This is a genomic window from Aureispira sp. CCB-QB1, assembly GCF_000724545.1.
Taxonomy (GTDB): Bacteria; Bacteroidota; Bacteroidia; order Chitinophagales; family Saprospiraceae; genus Aureispira.
On the sequence record NZ_JHBV01000138.1, the window covers coordinates 1 to 19,886 of the forward strand.

14 protein-coding genes are annotated in these 19,886 nt (G+C 33.4%); 9 read left to right on the forward strand and 5 right to left on the reverse strand.

The annotated features are described in order from the left end of the window. Window positions 1–447 precede the first annotated feature (447 nt). Window positions 448–1,863 carry an SDR family oxidoreductase gene (locus CG11_RS26560; RefSeq protein WP_052599937.1) on the forward strand — a complete coding sequence of 472 codons (1,416 nt, stop codon included), beginning with the start codon at window positions 448–450 and terminating at the stop codon, window positions 1,861–1,863. 532 nt (window positions 1,864–2,395) lie between these two features. Here CG11_RS26560 and CG11_RS26565 read toward each other — a convergent pair. Continuing rightward, complete coding sequence (locus CG11_RS26565; protein WP_052599938.1) at window positions 2,396–3,907, reverse strand: hypothetical protein; 1,512 nt, start codon at window positions 3,905–3,907, stop codon at window positions 2,396–2,398. 312 nt (window positions 3,908–4,219) lie between these two features. Here CG11_RS26565 and CG11_RS26570 point away from each other — a divergent pair, with 312 nt between their 5' ends. Next, window positions 4,220–5,689, forward strand: coding sequence for a hypothetical protein (locus tag CG11_RS26570; RefSeq protein WP_052599939.1), 1,470 nt, complete (start codon window positions 4,220–4,222; stop codon window positions 5,687–5,689). 68 nt (window positions 5,690–5,757) lie between these two features. On the opposite strand, the gene CG11_RS26575 is transcribed toward CG11_RS26570, so the two are convergent. Beyond that, window positions 5,758–6,582: a KilA-N domain-containing protein gene (locus tag CG11_RS26575; protein WP_052599940.1), complete on the reverse strand. Its 825-nt coding sequence runs from the start codon at window positions 6,580–6,582 to the stop codon at window positions 5,758–5,760. A gap of 24 nt (window positions 6,583–6,606) precedes the next feature. After that, complete coding sequence (locus tag CG11_RS26580) at window positions 6,607–7,596, reverse strand: NAD(P)-dependent oxidoreductase (protein WP_052599941.1); 990 nt, start codon at window positions 7,594–7,596, stop codon at window positions 6,607–6,609. Between the two features lie 229 nt (window positions 7,597–7,825). On the opposite strand from CG11_RS26580, the gene CG11_RS26585 reads away from it, so the two are divergent. The 4 genes from CG11_RS26585 (at window position 7,826) to CG11_RS26600 (ending at window position 12,783) form a co-directional block, all read left to right on the forward strand. Next, a complete protein-coding gene (locus CG11_RS26585; protein ID WP_052599942.1) occupies window positions 7,826–9,049 on the forward strand; it encodes a pyridoxal phosphate-dependent aminotransferase family protein in 1,224 nt (407 codons plus the stop codon). Between the two features lie 319 nt (window positions 9,050–9,368). Beyond that, complete coding sequence (locus CG11_RS26590; protein WP_052599943.1) at window positions 9,369–10,526, forward strand: hypothetical protein; 1,158 nt, start codon at window positions 9,369–9,371, stop codon at window positions 10,524–10,526. 525 nt (window positions 10,527–11,051) lie between these two features. After that, window positions 11,052–12,425, forward strand: a complete 1,374-nt coding sequence (locus tag CG11_RS26595; protein ID WP_052599944.1) for a sigma-54 dependent transcriptional regulator — start codon at window positions 11,052–11,054, stop codon at window positions 12,423–12,425. A gap of 16 nt (window positions 12,426–12,441) precedes the next feature. Next, on the forward strand, window positions 12,442–12,783 hold the full coding sequence (locus tag CG11_RS26600) for an Hpt domain-containing protein (protein WP_052599945.1): 342 nt from the start codon (window positions 12,442–12,444) through the stop codon (window positions 12,781–12,783). A gap of 4 nt (window positions 12,784–12,787) precedes the next feature. Here the strand turns inward: CG11_RS26600 and CG11_RS26605 are convergent, their stop codons facing one another. Further along, window positions 12,788–14,362, reverse strand: a complete 1,575-nt coding sequence (locus tag CG11_RS26605; protein ID WP_052599946.1) for a hypothetical protein — start codon at window positions 14,360–14,362, stop codon at window positions 12,788–12,790. A gap of 307 nt (window positions 14,363–14,669) precedes the next feature. Here CG11_RS26605 and CG11_RS26610 point away from each other — a divergent pair, with 307 nt between their 5' ends. Continuing rightward, complete coding sequence (locus tag CG11_RS26610) at window positions 14,670–15,281, forward strand: RNA polymerase sigma factor (protein WP_052599947.1); 612 nt, start codon at window positions 14,670–14,672, stop codon at window positions 15,279–15,281. 21 nt (window positions 15,282–15,302) lie between these two features. Then, complete coding sequence (locus tag CG11_RS26615) at window positions 15,303–16,223, forward strand: tetratricopeptide repeat protein (RefSeq protein ID WP_052599948.1); 921 nt, start codon at window positions 15,303–15,305, stop codon at window positions 16,221–16,223. A gap of 42 nt (window positions 16,224–16,265) precedes the next feature. Here the strand turns inward: CG11_RS26615 and CG11_RS26620 are convergent, their stop codons facing one another. After that, a complete protein-coding gene (locus CG11_RS26620; RefSeq protein ID WP_052599949.1) occupies window positions 16,266–17,588 on the reverse strand; it encodes a replication initiation protein in 1,323 nt (440 codons plus the stop codon). Window positions 17,589–18,751: 1,163 nt separating this feature from the next. On the opposite strand from CG11_RS26620, the gene CG11_RS26625 reads away from it, so the two are divergent. Continuing rightward, window positions 18,752–19,813, forward strand: coding sequence for a tryptophan 2,3-dioxygenase (locus CG11_RS26625; protein WP_052599950.1), 1,062 nt, complete (start codon window positions 18,752–18,754; stop codon window positions 19,811–19,813). The last annotated feature ends 73 nt before the right edge of the window (window positions 19,814–19,886 follow it).

Here is a 19,886-nt window from a genome sequence, read left to right on the forward strand (position 1 = left end):
GGCGCTATATATAAAAATAATGGAGTGTGGTGTTCCTCGGGCTTCTAGCACAAAAGGTCAATGAAGCCCTTTTTTTCGATTTTGATGCGCTTAATAAGGCGCTATATATAAAGATAATGGAGTGTGGTGTTCCTCGGGCTTCTAGCACAAAAGGTCAACGAAGCCCTTTTTTTTCGATTTTAATGCGCTTAATAGGGCGCTATATATAAAGATAATGGAGTGTGGTGTTCCTTGCCTCTTCTAGCATAGCTAGAGGAGGCTTTCTTATTTAAACAGAAGTTATCTTTCTTCTGTTATTAAGAAAGGTCTAGTACTACAGACTTAGTATTTAATATTAAAAACGATCCATTATTTTATGATGATATGGTTAGGTTTTTCTTGTAACAGTAACCCAATCTTGTATACTTGACTTGATAGAATCAAACAAACTAAAAAAGAAATCTATTTATGAACATACTACTAACTGGAGCTACGGGGTATATAGGGAAACGCCTCTTACCAATATTGGTTGCCCAAGGTCATCGTGTTATTTGTTGTGTTAGAGACCCTAAGCGCTTTAATCCTCCTAAGTCATTGCTGCCCAACATTGAGGTTTTAAAGGTAGATTTATTAGATGCTATCAGTCTAGAGCAAATCCCTACTGATATAGATGCAGCTTACTATTTGGTACACTCTATGTCTGCTTCTAAAGATTACCTTGCTCTTGAAAAACAATCTGCTCTAAATTTTAGACTTGCCTTGAATAAAACACGCGTAACACAAGTACTATATTTAAGTGGCATCACCAATGAAGACGTACTTTCCAAACATTTGAATTCAAGAAAAAATGTAGAAAATGAATTAAAAAAAGGCAATTATCACTTGACGACATTGAGAGCAGGAATTATCATTGGCTCTGGTAGTGCTTCTTTTGAAATTATTAGAGACTTGGTCGAAAAACTTCCCATCATGATTGCTCCTAAATGGCTAAATACAAAATGCCAACCTATTGGTGTAACTGATGTTCTAAGTTTTTTATCAAAAGCACTTTTTTGTAAAGCAGTTTATGATAAAAGTTTTGATATAGGAGGAGCAGATATTCTATCTTATAAAGAAATGTTATTAGGTTTTGCCAAATCTAGAAATTTAAAACGTTGGATTTATACCCTTCCGATTATGACGCCTAGATTATCCTCTTATTGGCTCTTTTTTGTGACTTCTACTTCTTACAAGTTAGCTGTAGCTTTAGTCGATAGTATGAAGGTTGAAGTTATTTGCAAAAATTCTGAAATTAACAGCATCCTAAATATTCGTCCTATTGGTTATCAAGAAGCCTTATCAAAAGCTTTTGCCAAAATAGACAGTAATCAAATCGTATCTAGTTGGAAAGATTCACAAGTAAGTGGTCGGCTCCATTTTAATATCTCTGATTTTATTGACGTACCTTCTTATGGCTGCTTTAAAGATGTTAGAACACGCTTGGTCAAATCCAAAGAACGAGCAAAGGAAAATATATGGAAAATTGGAGGAGAAAACGGTTGGTATAAAGGGGATTTTTTATGGCAACTTAGGGGGTATATAGATAAACTTTTTGGTGGGGTAGGGTTAAGAAGAGGGAGAACCAATAAAACGTCTTTGACTGCGGGAGATGCGTTAGACTTTTGGCGAGTTCTATATGCCAATCGGGAAGAGGGTAGGCTACTGTTATTTGCAGAAATGAAACTGCCAGGTGAGGCTTGGTTGGAATTTAGGATCAAGGATAATCAATTAATCCAAACTGCTACTTTTAGACCTAGAGGTCTATTAGGAAGATTGTATTGGTATGCTGTTTATCCTTTTCATGGTTATATTTTTAAAGGAATGATTACAGCGATTAATCAATAAAAAAATCCGCACAATAGGGATAAAATTATGCGGACAAACTAAGTGCTATGTTTTAGGGTTTGATATAAGAAACTTAGCATTTATGTTCATAATATACACTTTGTGGGGAAAGCTTACATAATCTTATTTCTTTTATCACTTCAACGTTTCTAAAATTTGATATTTCTACCATCATAGGTTAATGATACCATTACACTCAACATAATTTTTTAATTTTTTTGACGAAAAGTAACCACTAAAATTTTGATCATTTATTTGAGATAATTAAGCTCAAAAAAAGGCTGTTCTCATTAGAAGAAAACAGCCTCTATATCTTTATCATCCCCCAATGATAAAAACTGTAATCGTTTGAGATTATATTTAATCACCTCCTTACAAACATAGGCGATTTTTACTCCTACGAAAAACCTTTTTGAACCTAAAAATAAATTCCCAAGCTTTAATAAAAGCCAAAAACCAACTAATAATCAACAACTTAAACAAAGTTCATTATAATTTTCTATCTACTTTTCTTTTAAAAAAAAAAGTTTAACTAAAAGGATATATTTCCTACATGTCGAAAATAAAGTTGTCGGAAAGGGGTTTGGCTGATTTGATTATCTAACCACTCTATGTAATTAAAATAGGTTAACATTTCCTTTTCATGGTTGGCTGCTTTTTTTAAATATTCAATCAATTCTTTTTTAAAATTAATAAGCAATGGCTTGTGCTCTATTTTGGGAGTTTTTATCAATTTTACCATGAGCGAAATGAGTGTTTTTTCAAAAAAAAGCAAATTCTCATTTTTTCTAAGATGTCGTCTAAAATTATTTAAGAAAGAAGCTAGTAAGATATATTCCTCTTCTTCATAATAAATGATTATTTTGAGTAACAAAGCAAAATACTTGATAATCTGATCAATATTCTTATTGTCTAGATATTCGTCTATAGTTTTTAATGCCACAGCATAATTTTGAGTCGCATAATAATAAATGGCTATTTTGTAATACCAAATACCAAAATTTGATGGAGGGATTGTCTTTTTTAGTGATTCGATAACAGGAGTTTGTTCGACCATATACTGATAACTCGCCTCTAATTGACCTGTAGTAAGATAGACATCCATTTCAGTTAAAATAATCACCAAGCTAAGGTTGTTTGTCACACACATAGAGCTATTTTTCATTTCTTCTAGTATTGGAATAACAGCTTCTACTGTTGGAGCATAAGTCATTTGGCTCATCAGAGCAGCATGGTAATAAGGTTGGTATGTTTCTAAAACTGCTTCAGGATACTGTTTTAAGACGGAAGTAAGTTGTCTTGCATATTGATAAATTCTTTGAGGTTGGCGAAGCACAGCCATCAATAATCTTCTCAATTGCAACTCTACCACAATAACCGAAAGGCTTGTTGCTTCTGCAGTCATGGCATAGGCAGGTAGCGTTTTATCCATATCCACAGCAATGTCCCAAACTTGTCTAGAATTCTGCTCCATAAGGTAAAACATCATACGACCAGTATTCGTTTGATACATCTGATATTTGTCCAAGATAGCTACAGACGCTCTAAATTTTTTGATATTTTCGTCTAAAGTCGATAATTCAACATCTCGATAGTGAAATTTAGACGTTTCTAAACTAAACCACCAGTGATACAATATAGGAACATAAAAGATTTGGTCGTGTAGTTGAGCCAAATTCAATAAGTCTTCCAATTTTTCTTTGGCGGCATGAATCAATCCTTTTTCTCTTAATACTCCAATATCCCCTAGTCCTTCTATCAAGATTGAATCAATATTGTTCTGCGTTTTCTGTAGTTTTAAACTTTTCAAAATTTGATTGTACAAGTGCTGCTGAATACCACTCAATCCTTTTACAGCTTGAAACTTCTTTTTAAACTTTTCTCTATCAACAAGCTCTACTTTATCTAGGTAATCAAACACTTGAATATAAAATGCCTCCTTATTTTTGCTATATTTTTTGGTAAATAATTTAAACGATCTTTTTTCCCCTTTTTTTAAACTTTTGATTAGTTCATGTAACTTAAATACTGTAATTCTTTGCATTGTTTTGTTGTTGTTAATAAGAACATTCTGTTACAAGCATTCAAATCTGTTGCGTTTTGTCATAAATCAGTGTCTCCAAAGTAGACTTTTTAAGTTTGCAAATTAAGGAAACCACTTTAAAATAACTCCTACCAAATACATATAATTTACCTCAAATTATTTTAATAATAATACCTAATATCGCCCCTAACATAACATACAACTACAAAAAGTCTTTATCTTAGAGTTGATTGATTCATTTGTAAATTAAGCATTCCCCTATTCATGCAAAAGAAGAATACATTACATAATTTATTCTTAATTATACAATCCATGACGCGAGAAGAGAAGCGTTATTTTAAACTTTATTTAAAGGGATTAGGAAAGAAAGAAGGACATCAAAGTAAATTATTTGACTTAATAAGTAAGCAAGAAGAATTTGAGGAAACTGCCATCAAGAAAAAACTCCAAACTACCTTCCCCAGCCAAAACAAAAGTGCACTTCAAATCAATACCTATCAAAATATTCTTAGATGTCTCAATTTATTTTACACCAATACATATGCCGAGACCAAAGTCCTAGAGTTGCTCAAAACAATAAAGCTATTATATACCAAAAATTTGTTCACGCTTGTTTTACCAGAAATAGAAAAAGCTAAAAAATTAGCTTTAGAGCACAAATGCATTACCTTATTACCTCAAATATTATTTTGGGATTTCAAAGTACGGGGGCAGGCATTTTCTTTTAACAATACCTCTAAAGAACAGTTAGAGGACAAGTTCGAAGAATTTGAACTGATTTTAGAGCAAATTCAAAATTTTTATACATATACCAAAAGTTGGACAAAGTTCTATATTTATGTTCGGCACTACTTTGGTAATAACACAACCAAACACTCAAGCACTAACCCCGATTTCATCCAACACCTTCCACCTCCCAATAACTTACATGCGCTCTTATTGGATAATAAAACAAAATCTCTTCAAGCGTATATTAGCAACGATTATGACACCAGCGTCACTTTTACAATCAAGTCATTACAAGCTTTAGAAGAGTCATCCAGAGTAATCAAAGAGTATTTTGCGGAATACCTTAGTTGTTTGTATCGAATTATCGGTAATTCCATAGCTCGAAAAAACTGGGAGATGAGCCAACAATATTTAAAGAAACTAGAGACATTGCCTAGTGATTTTTGGACGATTGCTACCTATGCTATTTATTACGAATTATTATTTCATTATGGCTTTAGGTCTGGCGACCTCAATAGAACTCAAGCAACGAGCAAATTATCTAAAAAACTATTAGCTGAAAACAAACCTCAACTCAATTTCACCGTACAACGAGATCAAAGTATTGCCATTGCTGTCAATGCTTTTTACCATCAAGATTATGACGAATGTATTGACTATCTAACAGCTTTAGAAGCTTTAAAATACGAAGATATCAATATGCAAAACACCATTAAAATTATGCTAATGTTGGCCTATTACGAAAAAAAAGAATACCTGCTCTTGCCTTCTATCATTCGTTCTAATTATCGTTTTTTTAAAAAAGATGGTCCTCGAAAAAGTTTTGGTTATACCATCACTCAAGCCTTAAACAAAGCGTCCAAAACAATTGATGAAGCAAAGAAAGTTCAAATTTTTTCAGCCTTAAAAAAAGAGCTGACTTTACATCACAACTCTTATTACAACGGAACATTAATGTTTTTTGACATTCGTGTATGGTTACACAGCAAGATTCATAATCTTGACATTGCAAAATCGCTGGTAGAATTTAGGGACAAAGATTTAATCAATTAAACGATACCACTAATGAGCAATTTTGTTTCTTCTCCAATGTTGATTTTTACCAACGCTATTTTTTAAATTTATTTTAGCAACTTGGTAATTGCCGAAGATTGAGACAAGACTTTCATTTGATGAATGGCAGCATCGTTGAGTCGAATTAATCGTTCATCTTGCGCCAGACCATCCTTAATATATTCTGCATTAATATTTTCTAAATTGGCCAATACCAATAGTTGTTCTGCGGTTGCAAAATCTCGCATATTTCCCTTTTTATTAGGGTTTGCCACACGCCATTGTTTAGCAGTAATACCAAACAATGCAACATTTATTAAATCTGCTTCACTTGCATACACAATCCCCCCTTGCTCGGTTCCCTCTAGCTTGAAAGGAATTAAATTTTCTCGAATAGAGTCTGTTAATATTTCATAATTCACTTTACTCAGAATACGTTTAACATTCCATTCCAATGTTTCTTTAGCTTCCTCTGCTTCTTGTGCTTTGAGTCGTTGAAACTCTTTGATCATGTACACATAAAACTCAGGACTCAACCATGTTGCAAACTGAATGGCAATATCACTATGTGCATAAGTTCCTCCGTAACGTCCCGCTTTTGCTTGTAAACCAGTAGCATTGGTTCGAGCAATCCATTTTTTGGTAGACATCAAAAAGGTATTCTTGATGAACTCCGTTTTAATGTGGTGGAATTCCACCACATTAAAACTAGGGTTGTGTACTTTTTCCCATACCCCTAAGAATTCTAATGTAGAACCTGTTCTCAACCAGTTTCTTATATAATCTCTTGGGTCTCCCTCTAATCCACGAACCATATCCGTTAAGCAGATAAAATCACCTGCTGAATTAGAAATTAGTCCAATTTCTTTATCTTGGATTATTATTTTCTTCATGTTTTTAATTTCTCTCAAGCAGTTTTACAACCACCCCTTCTCTTTATACCAATCTATCGTTGACTTAAATCCTTCTTCAATAGATACCGTTTGTTGAAACCCTAATTCTTTGACTGCTTTATTAGAACTACAATACCAAGAAGGTCTAGTAATTCGATAAGCCCTATCTTTGTTCAAAGCAACATCCATCCCAAACCAAGATTCTAAGATTTGCCCAAAGAACCCCAATATAAAGATTACAAAATGAGGAATTTTAATCGTCCACGTTTTTTTATTCATTGCTTTAGAAGCAATATCGCCCAATTGTTTCCAATTATAACACTCCAAAGATCCTAAAAAGTAAACCTCTCCAACCGAATTAGGGTGCGTTGCTGCTTGATACATACCTTGCACCAAATCTCGAACATGAATCAAACTCATTTCCTTAGGAGTAAATCCCATCATGGCACTAACTCCATTATTAATAGCTTTGAAAAAAGCAAAAATCTCTGTGTCTCGTGGACCATAGACGCCAGGAGGGCGCACAATTGTAAAAGGTACTCGATCTGCATATTCTTTAGTCACTTCTTCTTGTGCAACTTTACTATCACCATAAGGCTCTATTGGCTTTAAGGGCGAGCTTTCATCTACTTCGCTTCCCATTTCTGCATATCCAGTAGCAGCCATACTACTTGTCACTAAAACACGCTTGATAGTTGGAGTATGTGCCGCAGCCTCCATCACATTACGTGTCATTTCCACATTTCCCTTCATAAAGCCTTCTTTGGTCAAAGCTTTTACAACCCCTGCAATGTGATAAATATAATTTGCCCCTTGAAAAGCAAGTTTTAGATCCTCGGCACTATTTAATCCACAAGTATGCAATGTTACCTCTTTTCCTTCTAACCATTTCAAGTTACTAGAGGGACGCACAATGGCATGAACTTCATGTCCTTGTTCCAATAAATAGTCGACCAAGTGACTACCAACAAAGCCATTGGCTCCTGTTACAAATGAAACAATCTTCTTTTCCATTTTATGCTTATTTTCAGATAATTATAAAAAAATGTCTTATATAAAAATGCCTTTATAAAGAGGCTTGATGGAGTAATTTTTGTTACGAATGTATGCTTTTTGCAATAAATAGTACTACTTTTGCGAACACATATGAAAATAAGTAATCCTTATTACTTGAACATTCGATTAATTTTTAAAGATAAGAAAAGTATTTTTCTTAGTTTTAGAGACCAAAAATAATCATTTTATGAGTTCACATGAAACTGACAATAAATTACCTTCATTATTTGATAAGTGCTATGATTATACTTATGCTGATGATGTAAAAGCTGCTGGAATTTATCCTTATTTCCGTCCTATTGAGGAAAGTGAAGGCCCTGTTGTGAAAATGGAGGGAAAGCCCGTCATCATGGCTGGTTCTAATAATTATTTAGGATTAACAGCACACCCAAAAGTAAAAGAGGCAACAGTCAATGCCCTAAAAACATATGGAACTTCTTGCTCTGGTTCTCGTTACTTAACAGGTACTATTCCTTTACACGAAGAATTAGAACGCAAATTGGCTGCATTTGTTGGAAAAGACAATGCATTATTGTTTAGTACTGGTTACCAAACCAGCCAAGGAGTTATTCAACCTCTGGTAAAAAGAAGTGATACAATTTTTTCAGACAAAGACAACCATGCTAGTATTCAAGCAGGCAACTTTATTGCAAAAGGTTCTACAGGTACTAATGTTATTCGTTACAAACATTGTAGCTTGGAAGACTTGGAGCGCAAGTTAGCCAGTTTACCTTTAGAAGCTGGTAAATTTATCGTTACAGATGGTGTATTTAGTACATTTGGAAATATTGCTGAACTGGAAGGAATCACTAAATTGGCAAAAAAATACAATGCTAAAACTTTGGTGGATGATGCCCATGCATTTGGCGTAATTGGCAAAGGAGGTCGTGGAACTGCCAGTGAATTTGGGGTAGAAGATGATACAGATTTGATCATGTGTACCTTTAGCAAAACCTTAGCTTCTTTGGGAGGCTTTGTTGCAGGAGACGAGCGTGTTATCAATTATTTGAAACATCATTCTCCAGCGCTTATCTTTAGTGCTTCTCCAACTCCTTCTTCTGTTGCTGCTGCAATCGCTGCTTTGGATATTGTTGTTGCAGAGCCAGAGCGTGTTCAGCGTTTGGTTGATAATGCCGAGTTTGTTCGTAATGGTTTGAAAGATGCTGGTTTCCAAGTTATAGATGGGCGTACAGCTATTGTTCCTGTTTTGATTGGTGACAATAAAAAAGCTTTTGGTTTGTGGAAGGGATTGTTTGATGAAGGCATCTTTGTCAATGTATTTATTCCACCAGCAACGCCACCAAACAAATCTATGATGCGGAATAGCTTCATGGCAACGCATGAGCCTGAGCATTTGGAAAAAGTAGTAGAATGTTATACTAAAATTGGTAAGAAATTAGGCATCATTTAGGATAATACTAAAATACTTGGTCCAGCTAAAACTTATCGTATAAATATATTATCAATTTGATATGTTTACGTCAAAGGCTGTATAGATAACAATTCTAAAGTTGCTGGATCAACAAAAACAAAACGTATAAGGGTAAGCTTTACAAGTATTTTTGTAAGTTTACCCTTATTTTATATGTATCATTCACTTTGACAACAGAGAGTAAATTGTTACAACACCCCCAACAAATTCTATTTTTTTAATTAACAACACTTTACACTAAAAAGAATTTGTTTATTTATCAATTATATACTCTTCAAAATAACTCAATATTACTATTATGGCTAAACTAACAATTGTTACAGCAGAAAGTAAAGCAGAAAAAAAAGCATTCATGATGCTTCCTTTTGAGATTTATAAAAATAATCCATATTGGGTATCTCCTCTATTAATGGATATGCGCCATATGTTTGGATTAAATGGCTTTGTAGATGGCTTATTAGGAGCAAAAGGGCAGCATCCTTTTTATGAATACGGTCAAATGCAGCTGTACATTGCTTATAAAAATGGAAAAGCTGTGGGGCGTATTGCTGCCATTAATAATGAACGATATAACGAGTTTCACCCCAATGAAGGAGGAGTAGGATTTTTTGGTTTTTTTGAGTGTATCAATGACCAAGAAGTAGCCAATGCGTTGTTTGACAAGGCAAAAGCTTGGTTAAAAAAGCATAACTTAACAAAGATGCAAGGTCCTGCTAGTCCTTCTTCTAGCTATGACTTTGGTCTTTTGACAAATGGTTTTGATGACTACCCTCGTGTTGATATGCCTTATCAACATGAATACTATCAGCATTTATTTACCAACTATGGCTTGCCTTGTCGTCAAGAATTATTGGCTTATAAAATGGATGCTGAAACAATTTATAGCAATGAAAAATTAAAGCGTGGAGCTGCGCTTGTCAAAAAACGATACAACGTAGAGATTCGTCCAATTGATATGAATGACCTCAATAATGAGGTAAAAAAAATTAAAGAGGTTTACAACAGAGCATGGGAACCGCTTTGGGGAATTGTTCCTCTAACAGATGCTGAAATTGACGCCTATGCTGAAAAATTTAAAATGATTGCAATTCCTGAATTGATCCCATTTATTTATGTCGATGGCAAATTAGCAGGTATGGCTGTTGCTGTTTTAGATTTTAACTTTATCCTAAAAGATCTAAAAGGACGATTATTTCCCAATGGGTATCGCATTTTTACAGATAAAAACAAAGTGAAATGGATGCGTGTTATTTTGTTGGGACTTTTCCCTGAATTTCAAGGAAAGGGAATTGATGCTGTTGTTTACAAACACTTGATTGATGCAGGTCTATCACATGGATTCAAATATTGTGAAGGTAGCTATATTCTTAAAGAAAATGAGATGATGAATCGAGGTATGCGTGCTGTAAGTGCTGAAGTTTATAAAGAATATAAAGTATATGAGATGGACATTTAAACCAAGTTTTTAACTCATCCTTCTATTAGGCTTATTTTATACTCATTATTAGTAGTAGTTAACTGCGCTACTATTGATTTCAACAACCATTGATTTAGAAACGAGTATAAAATAAGTCTTTTTTGCACACCACAATTTGCCAGCAATACATCGTCACTTTTATTCGACTCAATATTAATTGTCATGTTTCATGTGAAACGTTGCACGTGTAGCGTGCAACATGAAACATGCCTTTATTTGCTAATAAATCTCCCAAATTCATTCCGTAACTTTACATCTTTTAAGATTATTTCGCTTGAATAAAGCAGTACATTCAACAAAAAACAGGAATCAAATTCTTTTATTCAAAAAATAACTCTTAGATGATTGATGCTGAAGTTGTATATATTATTCAAATAAAAATCGTATAATTATAACCCCCGTAAGTTCTTTTATTTTTAAGCAGTCCCTAAAAATGAAAGAAAAAGCAATATTAAAAACCATTTTAATATCCATTAAAGTCTAAGAATCTTAACCACTCGCCAAATGAAATTACCGACTGATGGTATTCGCATCTTTATTGTTGAAGACGATTTATTGTTTGCGAAAACTATTCGATACATACTAACACTTAATCCAGATCACGAGGTTCGTGTATTCAAAACGGGTAAGGAATGTTTAAGTAATTTGCACCTCAACCCCCATATCGTTTCTCTAGATTATAGCTTACCAGACATGACTGGAGACGAAGTCTTAAAACGAATCAAAGCACATAATCCTGATATTGGTGTCATTATCTTGTCAGGACAACAAGATGTCGCTACAGCAGTAGAGTTGTTGCAAAAAGGAGCAGATGATTATCTAACCAAAGATGAAGCTAATAAAGAACGACTTTTTAATATTGTTGAAAAACTAAAGAAAAGTATTTTTCTTCAAAAAGAGGTAGAAACTTTAAAAGAAGAATTGACCGAAAAATACCAGTTTAGCGAAAGTATGAAAGGCAATAGCCCTGCCATGCAAAAGGTATTCAAACTCTTAGAGAAAGCAGCAAAAAGTAATATTACTGTTTCTGTAACAGGAGAAACAGGCACAGGAAAGGAGTTGGTTGCCAAAAGTATTCATTACAACTCATCTAGAAAAAAAGGAAATTTTGTCGCTATTAATGTAAGTGCCATTCCAAAAGATTTGTTAGAAAGTGAGTTATTTGGGCATGAGAAAGGTGCGTTTACAGGAGCAGCAACTCGTAAGCAAGGAAAATTTGAATTGGCCAATCATGGAACCTTATTTTTGGACGAAATAGGGGAGATGGAATTGCATCTACAAGCTAAATTATTACGAGCATTACAAGAACGAGAAATCACAAGAATTGGAGGCAACGAAACGGTCAAATTTGATGCTAGAATTATTGTTGCGACACATAGAAACCTTTCTGAGTTGGTTAGCAAAGGTGCTTTTAGAGAAGACTTGTATTATCGTCTTTTAGGGCTACCGATTCACTTGCCACCTCTGCGACAACGAGGCAATGATGTTTTGATCTTAGCAAAGCATTTTTTAAATATGACCGCCAAAGAAAATAAGCTTGGTCCTATGAAGTTGGGGCAAACGGCCAAAGATAAATTACTATCTTATAATTTTCCAGGTAACATTCGAGAATTAAAAGCAATTATAGAACTGGGAGCAATTATGTGTGCAGGCAAAACCATACAACGAGAAGACTTGCAGTTTAACAGCCCCAAAAAAGCTACCAATTTCTTCTTAGAAGAAATGACATTAAGAGAATACAATATAAAGATTGTGCGACATTATCTCGAAAAGCATGATAATCATATTCCTATTGTTGCAAAAATTTTAGGAATTGGAAAAACAACTATTTATAGAATGTTAAAAGAGGACGAAGAATATCCTCAAAAAGAAACATAATACAAAAACAATACTTATGAACTTGACATTAGACTTGACCTTTCTTAAGGAGATTAGTGATGGCGATCAAGATTTCATCAATGACGTACTCCATACTTTTCTGGATGAAATGCCCAAGGATATGGCGCAAATGAATCAGGCAATAATGGATAAAGATATTGTCATGATCGGGAGAATGGCACATAAAACCAAGTCCACTTTGCAAACATTAGGCTTGTTTGAATTAAAAGAATTGGCGCTAAAAATAGAGCAATTGGCCAAACAAACGCCTTCTGATACTAATATTATTCCCCTTTCTCAGAAGTTTATGGGGCATATTGATCGGGTTTACCCTAATGTAAAAGAATCCTTAAAATAAGCTTTTAATATTCTGCAAAAACAGCCCACTCTCTAACTCTATTATTGGTATCGATTTGAAAGATTAGACCTTTGCTTGGATAAACCAAAAAGAAGCCTTTGTGATGATGAACAACTTGAAAATAAATGCCTTCGTATGCTTTTTGGACAAACGTCAATGCAGCTCCTACTTTTATGCCCTTACTCGTTTCGACACTTCTATTTCGTGTTCGTTGCAAAAAGAAATAAGAATCGCTTGAAGTCGTTTCATTTCTAAGAAAAAACTTAGACAAATAAGAACGTCTTTTGGTAAAAAAATCTACTTCTAAAGTCAAGAAACCACTTTTAGTTAGCTGTATGGCACTAGCTGTCCTCTGGCGTTCTTTTCTAAAATTAATTTCATCCATTCGATCTTCAATTACAATGTCATACTTTTCACGAGATCTTTTTTCACTAGACAAGATGCGTTTGTTGGTATTCGAAATATACCAAACTGGTAGATTTTGGTAATGCTTGTTGGCATCATCAAAATATTGACTTGCTGTTTTTATTTGATTTCTATGAGCGTATACAATTCCTTTCACAATAGAAATTTTCGCCCGTTGAAGACTTGTTGGAGATAAATTGGATGCTGTGTTTAGAGTAGTTAATGCATTTGTTGCATCTCCCTGTAAATCATAGACACAGGCAAGGTTTAAATAAGCAGAACAATACTCTTTGTCTAGTTTTAAAGCTTTTTTAAGATGGACAGCAGCATCTCTCAATAGTTTGTTTCGGCTACCTTGTACAGAAAAAGGTCGTTGAAAAACGTTGGTTAAATCCACATCAATAGGATACAAAAAAGCATATTCTTCTTGCTCTGGTTGCTCTATTGCTGCGGCTAAAGAAACGACCCCTATATTGTGATAAATCTCCTTTGTTCGAATATATTTAAGCAAATAAGTATAACAATTATAAGCCTGTAAATTCCAACCGATTGCAATATAGTAGTTAGCGGTTTCATATAATTGAATGAATTTGCGTACTTTTCGTTGGATAATGCTGACTACTTTCTTTCTCTCCTCTAGGCTTGGATAGCCGTCCAAATGATCACTCAAACCATAACCTTTATATATTTGCTCCAATAACTCAGGAATAATCTCTAGAGTTTCATAGTTTGCCAAATAAGCTATGAATGCACTATAAGAATCTGCTTCTTCATCTTCTAATGCGTATTTTTTTTGCTGCTCATGCTTCAATAAAAAGTGCGTCACTCCTGAATTTCGTTTCCAATCATTTTGTTGATAAAAATGTGTCAATTCATGACCAATCAAAAAAGCCAAGGCGCTCTCTGACTGCGCTCCCATTTGTTGACAAATATCATAAGCTTTTTTTTCTATAATAATGCTATTATCCATTTCTCGATAAGCCGCTACTCGTTTTTCTCTCTCTAAGATCAACAATTTAGGTAGGCTTGTTCGTCGATCTCCTATGGCCAATTTTAAGGTTTCATAAATTTTATTACAATGCTTATAAGCAACATGCTGTAGTGGTAAAACTTCTCCTTGTCCATACATTGTAGACATTCCAAACACACTAAATAATAGCACTATATATTTCATTTTAAAGCCTATTTTTTTTCTAAAATTACATACGATAAACTGATACAAAAGTAACCCGTACAAATTAATTCTGATTGAGTATACTATGTAATCACCATATCCTATCTCAAAACATATCTAATTCATTTTATAGCTCATAAGTTGCTATTATTTTTTTAGAAAAACCTAAAAACCTATTGGCTTGATTTCTATTAGTTCCACACTATTTTTCACATTCAAACTGATAACCTTATTCTGTATAAGGTAATAAAAATTGGACTGAAAATCAGAGATTAGCTTTGTTATTCCTAAATTAGTAGGGAATAGTATGCCAAAACAAATGTTTTGGAACGAACAAAAAAGAATAACAATGGCGAATGTAGATCCTATTTTTTTAAAACAAATTAAGGCTGGTGAAAGTCAGGCAATAAAAAAATTATATACCATTGCTTATGGAAGCTGTGCCAATATGATTATGACCAACAACGGATCAGAAGAAGATGCAAGAGACATATTTCAAGAAGCACTATTAATTTTTATAAAAAAACTACAGTCGCCTGATTTTAAGCTTACAGCCCAACCAAAAACATACCTGTATGCCGTCTGTAGAAATTTATGGTTAAAACAACTTGAAAAACGCAAAAAGAAAAAAGGCACCATCCAAATTGATGATCCTAATAATTTAATTCCATTGATTGATGTTGATGAGATTGAGGAGAAAAAAATTGTGGAGGAAAAACATGAACTAATCAGCGAAATCTTACAACAACTAAAAGGAGATTGTAAACAACTACTACTCTCTTTTTATTTCAAGAAAATGCCTTTAAAAGAGATCGCTCAAATTATGGACTATTCAGATGGATTTGTCAAAGTCAAGAAAAAACGTTGTATGGATAGCTTGAAAAAAAGGGTCTTGGAGGCTTATGCAACCAAACATTAACCAAACTAATTTTAATACTACATGAAAGAAGATATACTTGATAAATATGCTTTTAACCAGCTTTCTTCTGAAGAAGAACAGTGGATAAAAAATATGTTGGCGGAAAATCCTGATTTTCAACAAGAGCTAGATTTGCATACTCGTATGGTCAACGGTTTAATTCAAAAAGCACAACAAGAACAAGAAACCGCTGCATTAAGAGCGAAAATTCAACAAGTAGATGAAGCTTTAGAACAAGAAGGTTTCTTTGATAAAGGTATTGACAAAGAGTTGATAGAAGGGCTAAAAATAGAAGGAGAAAAAGACCTCTTAAATACTATTAAAATGGTGGATAGAAATCTAGAACAGGAAGGATTCTTTGCTACTTCCCCTACAAACAAATCTATCCAATTCATTCGTTTATTCACTGCGGCAGCTAGTTTGTTGTTTATCCTTAGTTTGGCTTGGTATTATATGGCTTCTACAACGATCAATTATCAACAAATTTACGCCAATGCTTTCCATCCTTATCAAAATACACTCTCAAAATCTGTTCAAATGGAGTTGTCTGAACAAGGTTTTGGAGGGAACCCTGATGAAAAGGCATTGCAAGAAATTCTAGTTGCTATGCAAAATTATGATCATCAAAATTATCAACAAACCATTGTCTTGCTTCAAAGTTTCTTACAAGAATATCCAACTAGCACTTATCAACCTCAAATTGAATTCTACCTTGGTCTTAGTTATATTGCTTCCAATAAAAATAACGAAGCCATTAAGATACTTCAAAATTTGACGAATAAAGAGACGCTTGATACAGAACTAGTAGAATGGTATTTGGCTCTTGCTTACTTAAAAACTGAACAGATAGATCAAGCGACGTCTATTTTTACAAAACTAAAAAACCAAGGAACTGGCATTTACCAAGAAAAAGCAGCTGTTATATTAGAAGAAATATCCTAATTATTAAGAATCGTTCAAAAAACATATAGTTAATTGGTAATCCTACAATAGTCTCAACTGTTGTTCCAGTAGTTTTATTTGGGATAGGAAGTCTTTTCTAATTTTTGTAAACTCTTTTTTGTATTGTTTTTTGATAATGGCAAACACAGCTGCTCTAAATAATGGATTTTTGTCAAAATAATCCTCATTAGACTTAGAGTTGTCGGCATAAAATAAAGGAGAATTTGTTCTTGCTTGTTGCAAAGCATCTACTTTTAAGTTAGGGTTTTCCTCAAACAGTGTTTTGATATATAGTTGTTCTTCTTTTTCTAAAGCTCGCTTTAGTTGTACGATTTCTGCTTTTAATTCCTTTTTTTGAGCAGCCAACTCTTTAGCGTTTTTAGAACGTTCTTGCTGCATTTTCTTTTCTTCCTCTACATAATCTACCAAATCTTGTTTGTGTACAACAAAGTTAAAATAAGCCGCTAAATTCTCAATTTTCTCTTTTTTCTTCGCTTTTAGTTCTTGTTGATTAATAACATATTGCACCCGTTCCTGCAAATAAACCAAACTGTAGCTTTCTAAGTATTTTTTCACACTAGTTTTAGTAACATTCCAAGCTAATAAAATTTCTTCAATTTCTGATTTAAGTAAATTGTCTGCTTCGGTCTCTGTTGCTGTCTCTGTGATTTGAATATTTGGATTAGAACTAATTTCAAACAAGATGGCAATAACTTTACGCCCAGACTTGATTTCTGTAAAACTAAAGCAAATATCTGTGTGTAGTTTTAAATCTTCTTGTGCTTTAAGGATAATCCTACTTTTGAAGTGTCCATACAATTTATATTTGTCGCTAACACCAAGTATTACTTTTAAGGTATCAATGTCAAATTCTCGATAGCCAATTTTTTCATACTGCTTGAGCAATTCATAAATTCGAATAGAGTATACACTTGAAATTTTCAGTACATTCCGAATGTCATAAGACAAGAATGTTCGCTTTAATTGCAACAAATAAGGCTTCAAATCAGGATGAAAAGACAGTTCAATATACCCTTCTTTTTTCTTTGGGATCGATGCTTGTGCGATTAGTCCTGTTTTCAAAAAGCGCTCTTCACCATTTTCAGTATATGGAATCGTTACTACTTTTTTGAGTAGATTATCTGGCACTGCTTTTATTTTTACATAAGCATCGTTATCATTCACACCAAAAAAGCTCACTAAATCTCGAATCTGAAGTTTGTATTTTTTAAAATCTTCATCTCCTGGTTGTATTAAACTCACCAATTTGGTAAACACTCGAGTCTCCCATATCGAAAAATGATATCGAGCCTCAACGAGGTCATTTGACTTGGTTACCAAAGCTTTAGCGGGATTATTCTTCATACTTTTATAGACTTACTACAAAATTTAGTGCTTGTTGCGAAATACAAACATAATACTTTTTTTTAACTATCACAAGTGTTTTTTTTTGTGATAGTTTCCGCTTTTTGTGATAGTTAATCTTCTTATTTCCGCTTTTTGTGATATTAAAAAGCTCTTCAGCTTTTTATATCTTGTTTTTTTTTATGTTTATTTTTATTGAGCTTATTGGATAGAGTACAGGAATTTTTTCCTCTGATAGAACTTCCGTTTTTCGTGATAGTTAACCCGCTTTTTGTGATAGTTAAAATACTTCGAAGACTTGTCTAATAGCTGTATACTCCTATATATAAGGATTACAGATACTTTTATTAACTTTAAGTTTACAAAAGAAAAACATTGCCTCTAAATTCTGTATATGTTACGATAAAAATGTTTTTTGGGGTCTCTAAAAGGAATTATCCGCTTTTTGTGATAGTCACCCGTTTTTTGTGATAGTTAATCCGCTTTTTGTGATATTAGTTTCCGTTTTTCGTGATAGTTAACCCGTTTTTTGTGATAGTTAATCCGCTTTTTGTGATATTAATCTCTATAATGAGCTAATTACCAATTAATTACAAGCTCCGAAAACATTTAAAACAAATTAAAATAAAGAAAACAACTAAAAAGGAAGTTGTCCCTTTGTTTTTTTCTAAAAAAAATTCAAAACAAATAACACTCCCGTCCGCTTTTTGTGATAGTTGGAAGAACAAAAGGAAAGGTTTAATTATCACAAAAAGCACAAAAGAAAAGAAAAAAAATGGCCCTTTCTACCCCCACAGTAGAAAGGACCGATGTAAGAATCCCTAAAAAATGTATCTTAATACTTAGATGTTACGACCATCATAAGTAAATGTTATTTTGTTGATAGTAGACATAATTTGTACTGTTTATAAGTATTACGATACTCAAACTTATGAAAATATGTCAATATAAACAAATGTTAGAGCATTAATAGTTAATGATTTTTTAAAAAAAAGTTATCAATATATTTAATGCATTGATTTTCAGTATTGTTTTGTCTTTCTGTTTTTAAGAGATTTCTTTATTCAGAAAAAAAATGAACTATTCAGAAGAATAATAAGGAGGCTTTATATTTTTGATGTAATTTTAGGCATTCAAAAAATCTACAAAAAAAGGATACTATCATGAAAAATAGTTATACCCAAAAAGAACAATATTATGGGGAGTATTTGGGATTAGATAAAATATTAAGCGCACAACTTCCAGAAAGTGAAGCTAGAGGGATTGATGCACATGATGAGATGTTGTTTATTATTATTCATCAAACCTATGAATTGTGGTTTAAGCAAATTATGCATGAACTGAACTCTATTCTTGATATCTTTCAAGCGACTAGTATTAATGATAATGCACCTTCTTTGCAAATTGCGGTTCATCGAACCAATAGGATTGTAGAAATCTGGAAATTATTAGTTTCTCAGGTAGATGTTTTGGAGACAATGACTCCTATGGATTTCTTAGATTTTAGAGATCTATTAACACCTGCTTCTGGTTTTCAAAGTGTTCAGTTTCGAGAATTAGAAACGAAGTTAGGTCTTAAGATGGAAAATCGTCACGAGAAGCGTTATTATGAGCATCAGTTATGTCCTGTTCATGTTGAACAAATCAAAGCCTTAGAACACAAAGAAAGCTTCTTAGAATTATTAGAGCAATGGTTGGAGCGAATACCTATTTGGTCATTAGAATACTGGGATAATTTTGAGTTACCAGAAGGAGCACCAAAAGACATTCATCCATTTTGGGCAACGTACCGCCATACTTATGAATCAGGGTTGGTGAGTGAAGAATTAGCAGCTATCAACATGAACGATTTTGATAGTCTATTCTTCGGAAAAGGGGAACAAACAACTAGATTAAGTCCAAGATCTCTACAAGCTGCCTTGTTCATTACATTGTACAGAGACTATCCTCTTATGCAAATGCCTTATCAATTTTTAAGCAAGTGGTTAGAAATTGATGAGTTGATGGCAAATTGGAGGTATAGACATATGAGCATGGTTCGTCGAATGATTGGGATGCGAGTAGGAACGGGTGGATCTACAGGAGCCAACTATTTGAAGGGAGCAATGGAAAAACACCATATATTTGGCGATTTTACACGAATTACAACTTATTTAATACCTCGCGCAAAGTTACCTAAACTACCTAAAGTCTTAGAACAGAAATTACGATTTAGTGCAAAATAATAATTGAATACCGATTTAGGACTATCCTAAATCGGTATTTTTATGATTTATAGTGTGGTAATTTTTGTGCTAT